This is a genomic window from Ruegeria sp. YTSA072 (genome assembly GCF_059610285.1).
On record NZ_JBXWNI010000008.1, the window covers coordinates 39,584 to 55,241 of the forward strand.

Consider the following 15,658-nt stretch of genomic DNA (forward strand, 5'->3'; position numbering starts at 1 on the left):
TGGCGTTTTCCCGGGTGCAAACCGTGACAAATGCAAAATAATTCTGCGCGCCGGCCCACTCATATGCGCCAATTCACCAAAAATTTTGCAATTTGCCGCCTGCTTGCGTATCGATTCGCCTATGAGGGGATTCCGTAATCTGATTTCACTGACCTACGGCCAGAAATTGTCGCTTGTGGCGGCGATCCCTCTGGTCGTCGCAGTGGCCGCGATTGCGTTCTTCGTGGTTCATGAATCCCGGGCAACCGCCGAACGTGAAATTGAAGCGCTTGAGCGGCGACTGATTGAAGCCAAGAAAGAAGAACTTAAGAACTATGTCACGCAGGCTCGAAACGGGTTTGCCTATATCTATGGGCGCGCATCGACTGAAGACAAGGTGGCACAGAACCTTGTGACGCAAATCCTGTCAGCGATGATCTACGGCAAGGACGGGTTCTTTTTTGTCTATGACTATGACGGCAACAATCTCGTCAGCCCGCGCCAGACCGAATTCATCAACCGGAACTGGGAGGGGCTGACCGATAGCGACGGCACTCCTGTTGTGGACGAATTTATCAGCCTGGCCCGTCAAGGTGCTGGCTGGCACAGTTTCATGTGGCAAAAACCTTCGACAGGCGAAGAGGCGCAAATGATCGCCTATGTGGTCGGCCTGCAGGATTGGCGGTGGGCTGTCGGCACAGGAGTTTTCATCGACGACATCGTCGCGACAGTCGCCAACGCTCGGGCCGAGGTCGAGGCCCGAGTGCAACGGACTTTCTCTTACATCGGCGCAATTGTTCTTGCCGCAGTGTTGGTTGTCTTCACCTCGGGCATGTTGCTGAACGTCCGCGAGCGCCGCCTGGCAGATGCCAAACTTAAAGAACTGACGCAGCGGGTTTTTGATGCGCAAGAGGAAGAGCGTGGGCGCGTGGCGCGCGAATTGCATGACGGTATCAGCCAGATCCTCGTCGGTGTCCGCTATGCGCTGGACAATGCCCGCCGTCGCCTGTCTCGCGGTGACGATGCCGGGGCACAGGCACCTCTGGAAAAGGGCATCGACACACTGGGCGCGGCTATTACAGAAGTCCGCCGCATCAGCCGCGACCTGCGGCCCGGCGTGCTGGACGATCTGGGCCTTGGCCCTGCCCTCAAGGCGCTGACCGACGATTTCTGTGAACGCACCGGGATCGAAACCGAATTCTCGACAGTGGTGTTCCGCAACCGGCTGGACCAGGACAGCAAGATCGCTCTGTATCGCATCGCCCAAGAGGCTCTGACCAATATCGAGCGTCATTCCGGGGCGACTCGTGTTACAATTGACCTGCGCGGCCACAAGAAAGGCGCGACAATGCGGATCACCGACAATGGCCGTGGGTTACGCACCACACCTGATCCCGCCAACCCCGGTATCGGCCTGCGCAACATGCAGGAACGCATCGAACAGCTTGACGGATCGCTGCGCATTCTGTCATCACGCGCCCCACGCAGCGGCACAGTGATCGAGGTCAGCCTGCCTCTGAGCCACATGCTGCCGCCGCAAGAGGACGCAACGCCTAACCGAAAGGCTGGTACATGAGCGATCAGACAATCCGGGTTCTTATCGTTGACGACCACCCCATGGTCGCCGAAGGGATTCAGTCGATCCTTGAAAGCTATGATGAGATCGAGGTGGTCGGGACCTTGGGCAGCGGGCAAGAGGCCGTGGATCAGGCGACCGATCTTGCGCCCGACGTGATCCTGATGGACCTGAACATGCCCGGTTTAGGCGGCCTTAGCGCGACCGAGATCATTCTGGAACGCCTGCCCCGGACACGCATCCTGATCCTGTCCATGCATGACAGCCCCGAATACATCTCGACCGCGCTGAGCCACGGCGCCAGCGGATACGTGCTCAAGGACGTGCCGACGGACGAGATCAAACAGGCTATCGACGCAGTGATGCGTGGTGAGCAGTACTTGTGCACCGGAGCCAGTGGATCGCTTCAGCCCAAAGGCGATAGCGCCCGCGAGGCATTGACCGGGCGCGAACAGACAATTCTGCTGGAATTGGCGCAGGGCAAATCCAACAAGGAAGTCGCCGCAGCATTGGATATCTCGGTTCGAACCGTTGAAACGCACCGCAAGAACATCCGGCGCAAACTTGGGATTTCATCCACCGCTGGCCTGACCCGCTACGCGCTTGAACATGGCGTACTACAAGGCACAAGCCCCGGCTTCTGACCCCGCAGCGTGGAACGCGCTGCCCGGCCCAACCAGAGGAGGTGCGCCAAAGGCGCATCGATGACGGGCGAGAGCGCTTGATTTCAGGGCCTTGGCCGATTGTCCTCACCAAAAAACACCAGTGTTCCATCCTCATCCAGGACGTGAAACTCGCGTTGTTGATACGGCTGATTGAAAGGCGGACGCACGCGCCCCTCTGGTAAATCAGCCAACCCTACCTTGAGGGTTTCATACAGATCATCAATCCCGGCCACATCGATGTAAAAGGACTGATCATCCCCCAAGGCACAACCATCATCGCGCGGCGGGCATTCAAGCAAGCGAATGGCGACCTTGCCACGCGACAAGAAGGCATAATTGTCCTGCCTGAAACCGCAAGTAAATCCCAATCGATCGCAATAGAAATCAATCTGCTTTTGCAGTGACGAACACAGAACAAATGGCGTGAGCTGTAGCAATTCCGGCATGTGCCCCTCCGACGGTAGCCCCTGCTCTCGATTGTAACCCGCGACCGGTCAATCCAACAACTGATCCTTGCGCAATCCAGCACGCTGGTGATGATGCGGCAGAACCCGCCCATACAGCTGTTGGGTACGCTCAACCCCGCCACACATGCCTTCGGCTTCGACAAAGGAAAAGATGCCGACATATCGGCTGCGCGCCCCTTTGACCGGCGCGACTCGGTGCAGCGCGTACCTGCCCTTGAAAACCTGCAGGTCCCCGGGCTGCAGCTCCAACGTCCTGACCAGTGCCCGGTTTCCATCCAGCACCGAAGCCACGGACGAGAAATTCTCGTATTCGGTGCTGCGCAAGTTCGGCACGTATTCAAAGGCCCCACCCACCTCGCCATTCTGGATGGCCAGTGTCACGGTGTAGTTGTTGGTATCAAAATGCCAGGGAAAGCCCTGCCCTTCTTCGACCACGTTGACGATCACATCCGCCAGCGGGTCGTCATAGCGAAAGAACCGATCCTCCGGCTCATCCAGCCCATCGCGTATGAACGGCAAGAAGCCCTCGAACTCATAGATTCGGCGCAGTGGACCCGATTTGGGAAAGTTGTCTGCCGGAACGAAGGCGTTCGACCGGTCATAGAATCTGCGTATTGGGTGATTCGGGTCCAACCGGGGATCGTCCTTTGAGAAATAAGCGTTGGTGCGGTTGAAAGAGCGGTGCGCCCGGTCGGCCACGGCATCCGCTTCTTTCAATAGCTGCGCCAAACCTTCGGGGTGGATAAAACCGGGTAAAACGGCGCAGCCGTCCTGATCCAACTCGCGGCGCAGATCACCGATCAGTCGTTCATATGCGCGCGAGTCCGGGCAATCGATCGGATACCGCCCCAGATCAACGAGATCATGGATCATCCTCCGCCTCCCTTCCTTGTTCGGTCACTCTCAGCGTGCCGCAGTCAAAACTACTCATCATGCTTGTTTCGGACATCGCGATGCCGCTTTTTGACTACCCTCAAGGCAGAAATTTGGAGGTGAAAGGGGGTATTTTTCCTGAATGTTCCCTACATGCGTCAATCTGCGCAATAAAATGTCGCAAAATTCACCCTCAGAGTTAGAAAATTGGTGCAAAAGCCTGTTGACGCCCCTTGCCCCGGCTCATAATGTCCCTGCACGCAAAGAAGGAGCCTCTGGCGATGAGAACGCTAGTCGTAATCGTAGGAACCACGCGCATGGGCCGGTAACGGTAAACCATAATCGAACCCATGCGCCTCCGAAAATCTCGGGGGCTTTTTTTTTGTCAAACGCAAGACACATGTCGCGAACGGAGCAAAGCAGATGACACGTGAGATGACCGGCGCAAAGATGGTAGTTCAGGCCCTCAAGGATCAGGGCGTGGACACGGTATTCGGATACCCCGGCGGTGCTGTGCTACCGATCTATGATGAGATTTTTCTGCAAAACGATATTCGTCACATTCTGGTGCGGCATGAACAAGGCGCGGTTCACGCAGCCGAAGGCTATGCCCGCTCGACCGGCAAGCCCGGCGTTGCCCTTGTGACCTCTGGCCCCGGCGCGACAAATGCCGTGACCGGCCTGACGGATGCGCTGCTGGATTCGATCCCGATTGTGGTTCTGACCGGACAGGTTCCGACGTTTATGATCGGCTCGGACGCGTTCCAGGAAGCCGATACCGTCGGCATCACCCGCCCCTGCACCAAGCATAACTGGCTGGTCAAGGATACGGACTCGCTGTCCGACACGATGCACGAGGCATTCCATGTCGCCACCTCAGGCCGCCCTGGTCCGGTTCTGGTCGATATCCCCAAGGACGTTCAGTTCGCCTCGGGCGAGTATAGCGCGCCCAAGCCCTCGACCTCGCATTATCAGCCGGTTCTGAAAGGCGATCTGGAAGAGATCACCGAACTGGTGGCCGCAATTGAGACCGCCAAGAAACCCGTCTTTTACACCGGCGGCGGCGTTATTAATTCCGGCACGGCGGCCAGCCAGTTGCTGCGCGAACTGGTCGATGCGACCGGCTTCCCGATCACCTCGACCCTGATGGGTCTGGGCGCCTACCCGGCGTCGGGCAAAAACTGGCTGGGCATGCTGGGCATGCATGGTCTCTACGAGGCGAATCTGGCAATGCATGACTGCGACCTGATGATCAACATCGGTGCGCGGTTCGACGACCGGATCACCGGGCGGATCGACGCGTTCTCGCCCAACTCGAAAAAGGCGCATATCGACATCGACCCGTCCTCGATCAACAAGGTGATCCGCGTGGACATCCCGATTGTTGGCGATGTTGCACATGTGCTGGAGGATATCCTGAAGGTCTGGAAAGCGCGTGGCCGCAAGACAGATGAGGCGTCGGTTGCCAAGTGGCAGGATCAGATCACCGAATGGCGCAAAGTGAACTGTCTGGCCTACACCAACAGCGAAAAGACGATCAAACCGCAATACGCGCTTGAACGGCTGGAAGAGCTGACCAAAAAGCACGACCGTTACATCACCACCGAGGTCGGTCAGCACCAGATGTGGGCCGCGCAGTATCTGGGGTTCGAAGATCCGAACCGCTGGATGACCTCGGGCGGTCTGGGCACGATGGGCTATGGCTTCCCGGCCTCCATCGGTGTGCAGATGGCGCACCCTGACGCGCTGGTCATCAACGTCGCGGGCGAGGCCTCGTGGCTGATGAACATGCAGGAAATGGGCACCGCCGCACAGTATCGCCTGCCGGTGAAACAATTCATTCTGAACAACGAACGCCTTGGCATGGTTCGTCAGTGGCAGGAACTGCTGCATGGCGAGCGGTACTCGCATTCCTGGTCCGAGGCCCTGCCCGATTTCGTCAAACTCGCCGAGGCCTTTGGGGCCAAGGGCATCCTGTGTTCCGATCCGGCCGATCTGGATGACGCCATCATGGAGATGATCAACTATGACGGTCCGGTGATCTTTGATTGTCTGGTCGAAAAGCACGAGAACTGCTTCCCCATGATCCCGTCGGGCAAGGCGCACAACGAAATGCTGTTGGGCGAGGCTGAAACGCAGGGCGTGATCGATTCCAAAGGCTCGGTTCTGGTCTGACACAATTTGACGGATTTTGTCGGGTGCACCGCACCCGACCATCACAGGATTATGAAAGGGACATAAATGTCTGCCCTACATATCAAAAAAGGTGCAACGCGCCATTCCGCCTATAACCTACGCCCCACGTTCTCGGACGTGCAGGAGCGTCACACGATTGCGGTTCTGGTTGAAAACGAACCGGGTGTCCTGGCTCGCGTGATCGGGTTGTTCTCGGGTCGGGGTTACAACATCGAAAGCCTGACCGTCGCCGAGGTGGATCACACTGGCCACCTGAGCCGGATTACCATCGTCACCACCGGCACCCCTCAGGTGATCGAACAGATCAAAGCCCAATTGGGCCGTATCGTTCCGGTACACGAGGTTCACGACCTGACTGTCGAAGGCCCCTCGGTCGAGCGGGAACTGGCGATCATCAAAGTTGTCGGCGCGGGCGACAAGCGGGTCGAGGCGCTGCGTCTGGCCGATATCTTTCGCGCCAGCGTCGTCGATAGCACGTTGAATTCGTTCATATTTGAACTCACCGGTGCCCCTGACAAAATCGACGCCTTTGCCGATCTGATGCGCCCGCTGGGCCTTGTTGAGATTGCGCGCACCGGCGTGGCCGCCCTGTTACGCGGCGACTGACTTTTTCGCCTCGCCCCCCCTTTTGACACCGGGGCGAGGCGCAGTCTCAGGACATATTCAGTCAATGCAACGGTATGTTGCCTATGAACATGGCCACCCAAAAAGATCATACAAATTGATGTAAAGCCTATTGCGTTTGCCTGCCCCAACGTTAACTTCGGAGGTGTAGCGTGGTGTTGGGATGCGCCAGCTAGGGTCACCAGTACGATTGAGAATGCACGAACGGCCAAAAGGTCGGGTGCGTCGCACTTTTTGGAATGACACTCTGGAACCTGGGACAGAAATGACCATGAGTATCCGCAGTCCTGATGAATTGCGCCGAATGTTCGGTGCCAATCTGCGACAATTGTCGCGGCAATATTCGTCCGTGTCCGAACTGTGCCGCCAACTGGGCATCAACAGGACCCAATTTAACAGGTATCTGGCGGGTGAAAGCTTTCCCCGCCCCGATGTTCTGGATCGCATGTGCCGGTTTTTTGAGGTCGACGCCCGTATCCTGTTGCGGCCTTTGGAGGAAATTGAAACGCCTCCGGAACATCCAGCTGCTTCGGCCCTGACTGAATTCCTGGGGTCCGGCCCTTCTACGCTAACCGAAAACCTGCTGCCGGCCGGCTTTTATTACGCGACAGAAACGGGACTGGACGGATCTCCTGCGACCAGGCACCGGCTGATCCACACGCGCCGTTTGCCGCAATGCACGCTGGTGCGCAGCTATGAGCCCGAAAATGACGGGATACCGGCCGACACCACCAGACGTGAGGTGCAGGGTATTGCTGCTTGCGCCGGGCGCCAGATTTTTATCCTTATGTCCAGCCGTGCGGCCCAAAACAGTCGCATCTACCTTGTGACCCGCGGTGCTGAAGAAAACTCCGAGCGGTGGCGCGGTATTGCAATTTGCCTGTCCAAAACCAACGCTCAGGCGACCACAATGCGCCGGATCTCGCTGAACTACCTGGGCACTCAGGCCAAGGCTGCTCTGCCTGCGGCGCGCGCTGCCAAACGGTTCAAGCAAAGCGCCGCATAAGTCTTTCAGGCGTCTTTCCCGGCCCCTGCCAAAGTTATCAGGCGGTACAGGTGCCAACTGGCATGCCCCAGCAACGGCAATACGATCAATAGCCCCAAAAACCACGGAATCATGGCCACAAACGTCACAACGGCCACGAACACACCCCACCCCAGCATGATCTTAGGGTTCGACCGGACATAACTGAAACTGGCAATCATCGCGGTCACGAAGTCCAGTTCCCGGTCCAGCAACATCGGGATCGAAAGGACGGTGATCATGTATAGAATAAGCGCGAAAATGGCCCCCACGATGCTTCCGATAGCCAGCATTGTCAGGCCATTGGGCGTCCTGAAAATCTCAAGCGAACTTGAGACGTTGGTCATGGTCGACAACCCCATGAACAGAGCAAATATCATGTGACCCAAGAAAAACCAGAACAGGAAAATCACCACGATGATCGCGCAGATGGACGGCAATTGCCGACGGCTCTGCTGCAGGATCACGCCAAAAACCTCTCTGAACTTCAAGGGGTCGCCCTGTTCCAGCCGGTGAGACACCTCATACAACCCCACCGCTGCAAAGGGGCCAAGCAATGGGAATCCTATGGTGGCCAGCACGAGCCAGTATGACGTCTGCGTCTGCACCGTGATCCAGGCCATGGCACAGCCTGCCAGCACATAGAACCCACCGAACAACAGGCCAAAAACTGGTGCACGACGAAAATCAGCCCAGGCACGGCGCAATGCCTCGCCTAGCATACCGGTATCCACAGGTCCCATTTCCGGAACCCCAAAGGGTTTTTCCATGCTCTGTCTCTCCTCCTGTTTCCGGCGCTCTCCTCAAGCCGGTCGGTTTTGTGGCCACCCGGTCGCGTCGTGATACGCGGCCCCGATTGACAATACACTCGCATCCGCGCCGCGCGGGCCAAAGACCTGCATGCCCATCGGCAACCCGCCTGCCCCAAACCCTACCGGCACCGACAGACACGGCAAGCCAATCAAGCTGACTGGAATCATGACCTGCATCCAGCGGTGATAGGTATCCATGCTTTTACCGGCAATCTCGGTGGGATACGGGAGCTCAAGTTCAAACGGCCAGACTTGAGTAGACGGCAGGATCAACGCATCAAATCCTTCGAACAGTTCAGCCGCGCGCCGGAACCAATCCGATCGTACAACACTTGCCTGATGCACCTGCATCGCCGCCAAGGCTTGCCCCTGGTCAAGCTCCCATTGCGCCGTATCCTTCAACTGCGCCCGCTGTTCAGACTGCGGGGCCAGACTTGCCGCCACGCTCCAGGATCGTAAGGTCGACCAGCTTTCGAATATGCGTTCCGCATCAAAGGGCGGCGCAACAGCTTCAACCTGCGCCCCCAGCTGTACGAAAACGGACAGCGCATCCCGGCACAGGTCCAAAATACCATCCTCAAACGGGAACGCTCCGCCCCAGTCGCCCAGCCAGCCGATCCGCATACCGGCCAGATCGGCCGCCTGGACTGGGGACACTGCAGCATTGTGCGGGGTTGCAGGATGCCGCGGGTCCGGCCCTGAAATCACGTCCAACAACACACCCAGATCTTCCGGGGCTCGTGCCATTGGGCCAAGCGTGGACAGTTGGTGAAGGAATACGTCGCCCACCGGTTCAGGCGGCACACGTCCCCAACTTGGGCGAAACCCATAGACATTGTTCCAGGCCGCCGGATTGCGCAGACTGCCCATCATGTCAGAGCCGTCCGCCAGCGCCACCATCCCGGTGGCCAGCGCAACCGCTGCCCCACCCGATGATCCACCGCATGACTTAGAGTGATCATACGGGTTACGTGTGGCGCCATAAACGGGATTGAACGTGTGCGAGCCCAAGCCGAACTCTGGCGTATTTGTTTTACCGATCAGGATTGCGCCGGCCGCCCGCATCCGTGCGGCTATCAGATCGTCCTGTTCGGGTACATGATCGCGATACAGCGGTGATCCCTGCGACGACACCACTCCGGCGACATTCACCAGATCTTTGACCGCGATCGGCAGCCCATGCAACGGGCCTGTCACTGGTCCCGCATCCAGCGCACGCGCCTCGGCTATCAGCGCCTCTTCATCGCGCAGCGCAACAATCGCATTCAGAGGCGGGTTGACCGCCGCAATGCGATCCAAGGTTTCACGCATCAGATCAGCGGCTAAGAGACGCCGGGCCGAAAGCGCCGCCAACAAGGCAGTTGCGGTTGTCTGACTTAAATCCATCCGGGACCCATCGCATTCAGTGTTACCAAGTCGCGATCAGCCTAGCGAGGCCGCAACCCCATTTAAACCCGTGTTTTACATATATCTTTTACCACGCACACCGCGGTGCACGGATCCGCTACATCTGGCCAAAATCATCCCGGGGGAGTCTCCGCCTGCGGAGACGGGGGCAGTGCCCCCTGGCGGCGTCTCAGCCGTCGCCTTGCGCCTCGGAGCGGCTCTTGCCCGCCACATCCATCGCAAGGGTGGCAGCCATGAACCCATCCAGATCGCCATCCAGAACACCTTTGGTGTCAGACGTCTCATGGTTGGTGCGCAGATCCTTGACCATCTGATAAGGTTGCAAAACATAAGACCGGATCTGGTTGCCCCAGCCCGCATCACCTTTGGCCTCATGTGCCGCGTTAATGTCCGCGTTGCGACGGTCCAATTCCTGCTGATACAGGCGCGATTTCAGGGCCTTCATGGCAATATCGCGGTTCTGGTGTTGCGACTTTTCAGAACTGGTCACGACGATCCCTGTCGGAATGTGCGTAATTCGAACCGCCGAGTCCGTGGTGTTCACGTGCTGACCACCCGCGCCCGAAGACCGATATGTGTCGATGCGAATTTCGGACGGGTTCACCTCAATCTCGATATTGTCATCGACCACCGGATAGACCCAGACCGAACTGAACGAAGTGTGCCGCTTGGCTGCCGAGTCAAATGGCGAAATACGCACCAGACGATGCACGCCGCTTTCGGATTTCAGCCAGCCATAGGCGTTGTGACCCGAAATCTTGTAGGCGGCGGATTTGATGCCCGCCTCTTCGCCCGCAGTCTCGGACTGCAGCTCGACAGTGTAGCCCTTCTTCTCAGCCCAGCGGACATACATCCGCGCCAGCATCGAGGCCCAGTCACAGCTTTCGGTGCCACCGGCGCCCGAGTTGATTTCAAGGAAAGTGTCGTTGCCGTCGGCCTCGCCATCCAGCAGCGCCTCAAGCTCTTTCTTGGCGGCCTTCGCCCCCAATTTCTGGATGGCGTCTTCGGCGTCGGTGACGACCTCTTCGTCCTCTTCCATCTCACCAAGTTCGATCAGCTCGATATTGTCGCTCAGATCGGTCTTGATGGATTCGTAGGTCTCAATGGCATCCACCAACATCTGACGCTCGCGCATCAGTTTCTGCGCGTTCTCGGGGTTGTCCCATAGGTTGGGATCCTCGACGCGCGCATTGAATTCCTCAAGACGATGAGGGGCGGTCTCATAGTCCATACGCTGCGCCAGCAGCTCCAGTGACTTTTCGATTTCCGCCACGGTGTTCTGGGTTTCGGCGCGCATGGTCTTGTCCCAACTTGCTCAATCAGGCCTGCGTGATAGCAAGAGGCGCGGGCCACCACAAGACAGGCGAGACGGAATGCAAAACGCGTTGAACGAGTTTCTGACCAGATGGGATTTGGAAGACGCACAGCCCGTCGCAAATACCGGGCATGCACAAGTGTGGAAGGTCCGAACTTTGGACAACACGCTTGCCGCCCTCAAGATCTATCGCCGCCCAAACCGTGGCAATGAAACAGTTGGCCCGCACCTGATGCACCTGTGGCGTGACCGGGGTGCTGTGCACATACTGGCCGAGGCCCCCAACGCCGTTTTGACGGAATGGCTTGAAGGACCGTCACTTGGGGATATCGCGCGGTCAGGTCGCCCGGATGAAGCAGTGCGCGGCCTGGCGACGGCAGCGGATCGACTGCACCAAAGGCCGACCATCGACACGACCCGGCTGAAACCGCTTCAGGAAGTCTTCGCGCCAGTTTTCGACTGTCAATTCTCGGACGATTGCCCGACCAGGCTACGGCACGACATGATGCAGGCGATCAGCATTGGCCGTCACCTTCTGGACACGCAGGATATGGTTGTTCCGCGGCACGGGGATCTGCATCATGACAACGTGATCGCAACACTCGCCGGGCCTCGGGTCTTTGACGCCAAGGGGTACATCGGCGACCCGGCATTCGAGCTGGCCAATGCCCTACGCCACCCCAAAGGCATGCCATCGTGGGTTCGCCGACCTGAACAGATTGAATCCGGTCTGGCACTATACGCGACCGCCATGCGGGTTAACGAAAGACGGCTTGCCAAATGGGCAGCCGCAAAATGTGCTCTGTCAATCTTCTGGCGCGCAGATGGCAACGTCACAAATGACGCGGAAGAAGACCTGTTGAACCTGCTCCTGCAGGCAGCGGATCAGTAAAGACCGCCGCCCTGCAGATCGCCCTGGCTGGCGTTGGGGCCAACAGTGATTGTGTTGCCAGTCGACGTGGTAACCTGACGGCCCGAGCTGGCCTCTTCGAACAGAGGCAGGTCGGAGCCCATAGCAAAGCCACCGTCATAGACCCGGTCGATAAAGCCGTCGACGCCATCGCGGAAATATTCAGCCACAACATAGTCACCGGAAGCATCGGCAGGCAGGCGCGCGCCACTGAAGCGGTCGATCTTGATGAAGTGGCCGCCTTCGGGCACATCAAACGGACCGCCCCCGTATTTTTCGACCGCTTTCTCCATGAAGCTTTGGAACACTGGTCCGCACAGCGTGCCCCCATAGGCCCCCCGCCCCATCGGACGCGGGCGGTCATAACCGATATAGCAACCAGCAACGATGTTCGAGGTGAAGCCGATGAACCACGCATCCTTGGATTCATTCGTCGTACCTGTTTTACCTGCAGTCGGCACCGGCAGATTGACGACACTGGACGCGGTCCCGCGATCCACCACACCTTTCATCATCGACGTCAACTGATAGGCGGTGATCGCATCCATGACCTGAGAGCGATTGGTCTCGATAGTGGGCGACTCGTCCGGCTCAAGCCAGGCCGAGTTACAATCCAAGCACTGACGGTCATCATGGCGATAGATCGTCATGCCGAACCGATCCTGAATACGGTCAACCAGAGTGGGCTCGACCCGCTCACCGCCATTTGCGAACATCGCGTACGCGGCGACCATCTTGTACAGCGTGGTTTCTTCCGACCCCAGCGAGTTCGCCAGGAACGCGCCCATACGGTCATAGACGCCAAACCGTTCCGCGTAGCCGGCGACAACCGGCATGGTCACCTCTTGCGCCAGACGAATGGTCATCAGGTTCCGCGATTGTTCGATCCCGGTGCGCAGCGGCGTCGGACCATAGAACTTGTTCGAAGAGTTCTTGGGTCGCCACAGCCCTTGGGGGGTGTTCACCTCAATCGGGGCATCCACAACGATAGTTGCGGGGCTATAACCACTGTCCAGCGCAGCCGCGTAGACGAAAGGCTTAAAGCTGGAACCCGGTTGGCGCTGCGCCTGCGTGGCGCGGTTGAACACCGAATCCTGATACGAGAACCCACCCTGCATCGCCAGAACACGGCCCGAGTTCACGTCCATCGCAACAAAGCCACCCTGCACTTCAGGCACCTGACGTGCAGACCACTGGCCTTCTTCCCCGGCCATAACCAGAATGACGTCGCCACGTTTGAAGTTCGCTGCGAAATCACCTTGCATCCATTTGATATCGGAACGTGGGATGATGCCATCGGCCGGGCCGTCCTCGATCCCCACGGTCAATTGCTGTTCACCCACGTTCATCACAACAGCCGGATACCACTGCGTCGGAAGCACAACGTCCCGGGGGATTTCTATGATGGCCAACGCTTCGCGCCACTGAGTTTCGTCGGTCAGTTTTTCTTCCGCAATAACCTCACCTGTCCCGCGCCATTTCCCGCGCGAGCGGTCGTATTTTTGCAATGCGGTACGCAGGGCCTTGGCAGCCTCAAGCTGCATTTCTTCGTCAACCGAGGCGCGGACAGCAAAGCCGCCGGTAAAGAACTCACCCTCGCCGAAATCGTCGCTCAGCTGGCGGCGTATCTCGTCGGTGAAATAGTCACGCGGCGGCAGCGCGGTGCGGAAGCTTTCGAAATCGCCATTCTGAACCGAGCGGAGGGGCATTTCGACTTCGACCTCATAGGTCGCCTGATCGATATACCCATTCTGGTTCATCTCGCGCAAAACATAGTCCCGACGTGCAAGCAGACGCTCTTTTTGCCGAACCGGATGATAGTCCGACGGCGCCTTCGGCATCGCGGCCAATGTCGCGGCCTCGTGCGGCTCCAGCTCTTGCAGGGTCTTGTTGAAATAGGTCTGTGCGGCGGCGGTCACACCATAAGAGTTTTGACCCAGAAAGATCTCGTTCATGTAAAGTTCGAGGATCTGTTCCTTGTCCAGCGTATCCTCAAGCCGCGTGGCGAGGATGATTTCCTTGATTTTCCGCTCGGCGCGGCGGTCGCCGGACAGCAGGAAATTCTTCATCACCTGCTGTGTAATGGTCGATGCACCGCGAACGGTTTCACCCTTGGACTTCACCGCCTCAACGCCAGCGGCAATGATACCGCGCGGATCGTAACCCTGATGGGTGTAGAAATTCTTGTCCTCTGCCGAGATAAACGCCTGCTTCACCAGATCGGGAATCTCTTCGGACGGTGTGAACAGGCGACGTTCCTGCGCGAACTCGTCGATCAACTGGCCTTCGCCCGAATAGATTCGGCTGATCGTGGGCGGTTTGTACTGCGCCAACGATTCATGGCTGGGCAGGTCGCGCCCATACATCCAGAAGATCGCGCCGACGACCAGCGCGGCCATGAAGATACCCAATGTCACGAGGCTGAAGATCGCCCCGAAAATCGAAAGAATGAAACGGATCACGTTACTGCCTTTTACTCGCGGTGACGCCTATATAGTGATGGCCCGGCGCAGGGTCAAAACACGATGGCCAATAATAGCCGGTTTACGTCGCAGGGTCACTGACCAATCAGGGATCTTTTGATCACGTCGTCCTGTCGCCATTTCTGCAGACCATCGACAATCCCCTGCGCCATTCCAACGCGCCATTCCGGGTTTCTGATATTCTGCAGGTCCCGGGGGCTGGAGAGAAATCCAAGCTCGACCAAAACCGAAGGAATGTCCGCTGCCTTGAGAACCGAGAATGAAGCCGTGCGGATCGGCCTGCTGTTCATCGGGCCGCCCTGTTGTGTCATGCCATCAGCCAGCGCACGGGCCAGCGCATCAGTTCGGGGCTTGGTTTCCTGCCGCGCGATATCCAGCAGAATATCGGCGACCTGGTCATCCGCACCACTCAGATCGATCCCCGAGATCAGGTCACCGCGGTCATGACGTTCCGCCAGCTTGTCACTGGCCACATCAGATGCTTCGTCCGACAAAGTATAAACTGCGGCACCATGCGCCCGCCCTTCAGACAGGATATCTGCATGCAATGAGATAAACACATCGGCACCGGCCCTATGCGCCAGCGCGATGCGCCGTTCGAGTGAGACGAATTGGTCATCAACCCGCGTCATCACCACTTCGAACCCTCCGGTCCGCAATAAATGCTCGCGAAGCTCGCGCGCGAAGGTCAGCATCAGGGTCTTTTCGTCCAATCCGTCCGCCTCGGCCCCCGGGTCAATACCGCCATGGCCGGGGTCAAGCATGACCCGCAACGCGCCTGCCCCGCCCTGGCGCGGCCGGGTCGCTGTCACCGCGGGTTCGGGCAAATCCCAACCTTGTTGACGGGGTGCGCCTGCGCCAGCGGCGAATGAATCGAAATCGGTTCCTTGCAGAAGTAGCGACAGTTGCGCGCCTCCAGCCGTTTGATCAATTTTCATTTCGGCGCGGTCGACGGCCAAAGGCGCGCCAAGCTCCAGAACCATCCGAGACCACCCGGGAACATACGCGCCGAACTGAACACCGCTGATACGATCGGTTTGCAGAAGCGCTTCGCGGTCAAGTCCTGTCCAGTCAACCTCTTGAAAATCAAGTACCATGCGATAGGGATCTTGCAATGTGAATACGCGGTAAGGAACGCCCTGGCTGAGGCCCAGATCGACCCTCACCCCTGCGCGACCTTCGTCCACAATGCGACTGTCATCCGGCAACACGCGCGCAAGCGCGCTGAAGTCATGCGCGACTGCAGCAGTCGACAGCGCCCAAAACAGCGCAATGGCGTAAATGATCCTGCTCATGGCCTCAAGTTTTCCCGAGATCGTTTGTCTGG

The 15,658-nt window shown here is 58.2% G+C and carries 13 protein-coding genes; 6 read left to right on the forward strand and 7 right to left on the reverse strand.

The window, feature by feature from the left end; translation table 11 throughout:
- Positions 1-121: 121 nt before the first annotated feature.
- On the forward strand, positions 122-1,555 hold the full coding sequence (locus AC2FIB_RS14345) for a cache domain-containing protein (protein ID WP_282169385.1): 1,434 nt from the start codon (positions 122-124) through the stop codon (positions 1,553-1,555).
- On the forward strand, positions 1,552-2,199 hold the full coding sequence (locus tag AC2FIB_RS14350; protein ID WP_058277545.1) for a response regulator transcription factor: 648 nt from the start codon (positions 1,552-1,554) through the stop codon (positions 2,197-2,199). The genes AC2FIB_RS14345 and AC2FIB_RS14350 overlap by 4 nt, the downstream gene beginning before the upstream one ends.
- An 83-nt stretch (positions 2,200-2,282) precedes the next feature.
- On the opposite strand, the gene AC2FIB_RS14355 is transcribed toward AC2FIB_RS14350, so the two are convergent.
- On the reverse strand, positions 2,283-2,666 hold the full coding sequence (locus AC2FIB_RS14355; protein WP_496735794.1) for a bleomycin resistance protein: 384 nt from the start codon (positions 2,664-2,666) through the stop codon (positions 2,283-2,285).
- A 48-nt stretch (positions 2,667-2,714) separates the two neighbouring features.
- Positions 2,715-3,560: a HalD/BesD family halogenase gene (locus AC2FIB_RS14360; protein ID WP_496735796.1), complete on the reverse strand. Its 846-nt coding sequence runs from the start codon at positions 3,558-3,560 to the stop codon at positions 2,715-2,717.
- 423 nt (positions 3,561-3,983) lie between these two features.
- On the opposite strand from AC2FIB_RS14360, the gene AC2FIB_RS14365 reads away from it, so the two are divergent.
- From AC2FIB_RS14365 to AC2FIB_RS14375, 3 genes are all read left to right on the forward strand, one after another.
- Positions 3,984-5,735, forward strand: coding sequence for an acetolactate synthase 3 large subunit (locus AC2FIB_RS14365; RefSeq protein WP_282120496.1), 1,752 nt, complete (start codon positions 3,984-3,986; stop codon positions 5,733-5,735).
- 66 nt (positions 5,736-5,801) lie between these two features.
- Positions 5,802-6,362, forward strand: coding sequence for an acetolactate synthase small subunit (gene ilvN, locus AC2FIB_RS14370; RefSeq protein ID WP_108860398.1), 561 nt, complete (start codon positions 5,802-5,804; stop codon positions 6,360-6,362).
- A gap of 289 nt (positions 6,363-6,651) precedes the next feature.
- Positions 6,652-7,386, forward strand: coding sequence for a helix-turn-helix domain-containing protein (locus tag AC2FIB_RS14375; RefSeq protein WP_282169383.1), 735 nt, complete (start codon positions 6,652-6,654; stop codon positions 7,384-7,386).
- Positions 7,387-7,391: 5 nt separating this feature from the next.
- On the opposite strand, the gene AC2FIB_RS14380 is transcribed toward AC2FIB_RS14375, so the two are convergent.
- From AC2FIB_RS14380 to prfB, 3 genes are all read right to left on the reverse strand, one after another.
- A complete protein-coding gene (locus AC2FIB_RS14380) occupies positions 7,392-8,174 on the reverse strand; it encodes a DUF2189 domain-containing protein (RefSeq protein ID WP_496735799.1) in 783 nt (260 codons plus the stop codon).
- 33 nt (positions 8,175-8,207) lie between these two features.
- Complete coding sequence (locus AC2FIB_RS14385) at positions 8,208-9,602, reverse strand: amidase (protein ID WP_496735801.1); 1,395 nt, start codon at positions 9,600-9,602, stop codon at positions 8,208-8,210.
- Between the two features lie 190 nt (positions 9,603-9,792).
- Positions 9,793-10,920: a peptide chain release factor 2 gene (gene prfB / locus AC2FIB_RS14390; protein ID WP_058277539.1), complete on the reverse strand. Its 1,128-nt coding sequence runs from the start codon at positions 10,918-10,920 to the stop codon at positions 9,793-9,795.
- A gap of 76 nt (positions 10,921-10,996) precedes the next feature.
- Here prfB and AC2FIB_RS14395 point away from each other — a divergent pair, with 76 nt between their 5' ends.
- The gene (locus tag AC2FIB_RS14395; RefSeq protein ID WP_496735803.1) at positions 10,997-11,830 is read left to right on the forward strand and encodes an aminoglycoside phosphotransferase family protein; all 834 of its coding nucleotides are present in this window, start codon (positions 10,997-10,999) and stop codon (positions 11,828-11,830) included.
- Here AC2FIB_RS14395 and AC2FIB_RS14400 read toward each other — a convergent pair.
- Both AC2FIB_RS14400 and AC2FIB_RS14405 read right to left on the reverse strand, forming a co-directional pair.
- Positions 11,824-14,310 (reverse strand): penicillin-binding protein 1A, encoded by a 2,487-nt coding sequence (locus AC2FIB_RS14400; RefSeq protein WP_496735805.1) that lies wholly within the window; start codon positions 14,308-14,310, stop codon positions 11,824-11,826. The genes AC2FIB_RS14395 and AC2FIB_RS14400 overlap by 7 nt on opposite strands.
- Before the next feature lie 95 nt (positions 14,311-14,405).
- Positions 14,406-15,626, reverse strand: a complete 1,221-nt coding sequence (locus tag AC2FIB_RS14405) for an N-acetylmuramoyl-L-alanine amidase (protein WP_496842288.1) — start codon at positions 15,624-15,626, stop codon at positions 14,406-14,408.
- Positions 15,627-15,658 lie beyond the last annotated feature (32 nt).

What these genes read in the sequence shown, in the direction of transcription:
- AC2FIB_RS14345 (WP_282169385.1), top strand. Translation starts at nt 122, where the DNA reads ATGAGGGGATTCCGTAATCTGATTTCACTGACCTACGGCCAGAAATTG.
- AC2FIB_RS14350 (WP_058277545.1), top strand. Translation starts at nt 1,552, where the DNA reads ATGAGCGATCAGACAATCCGGGTTCTTATCGTTGACGACCACCCCATG.
- AC2FIB_RS14355 (WP_496735794.1), bottom strand. Translation starts at nt 2,666, where the DNA reads ATGCCGGAATTGCTACAGCTCACGCCATTTGTTCTGTGTTCGTCACTG.
- AC2FIB_RS14360 (WP_496735796.1), bottom strand. Translation starts at nt 3,560, where the DNA reads ATGATCCATGATCTCGTTGATCTGGGGCGGTATCCGATCGATTGCCCG.
- AC2FIB_RS14365 (WP_282120496.1), top strand. Translation starts at nt 3,984, where the DNA reads ATGACACGTGAGATGACCGGCGCAAAGATGGTAGTTCAGGCCCTCAAG.
- ilvN (WP_108860398.1), top strand. Translation starts at nt 5,802, where the DNA reads ATGTCTGCCCTACATATCAAAAAAGGTGCAACGCGCCATTCCGCCTAT.
- AC2FIB_RS14375 (WP_282169383.1), top strand. Translation starts at nt 6,652, where the DNA reads ATGAGTATCCGCAGTCCTGATGAATTGCGCCGAATGTTCGGTGCCAAT.
- AC2FIB_RS14380 (WP_496735799.1), bottom strand. Translation starts at nt 8,174, where the DNA reads ATGGAAAAACCCTTTGGGGTTCCGGAAATGGGACCTGTGGATACCGGT.
- AC2FIB_RS14385 (WP_496735801.1), bottom strand. Translation starts at nt 9,602, where the DNA reads ATGGATTTAAGTCAGACAACCGCAACTGCCTTGTTGGCGGCGCTTTCG.
- prfB (WP_058277539.1), bottom strand. Translation starts at nt 10,920, where the DNA reads ATGCGCGCCGAAACCCAGAACACCGTGGCGGAAATCGAAAAGTCACTG.
- AC2FIB_RS14395 (WP_496735803.1), top strand. Translation starts at nt 10,997, where the DNA reads ATGCAAAACGCGTTGAACGAGTTTCTGACCAGATGGGATTTGGAAGAC.
- AC2FIB_RS14405 (WP_496842288.1), bottom strand. Translation starts at nt 15,626, where the DNA reads ATGAGCAGGATCATTTACGCCATTGCGCTGTTTTGGGCGCTGTCGACT.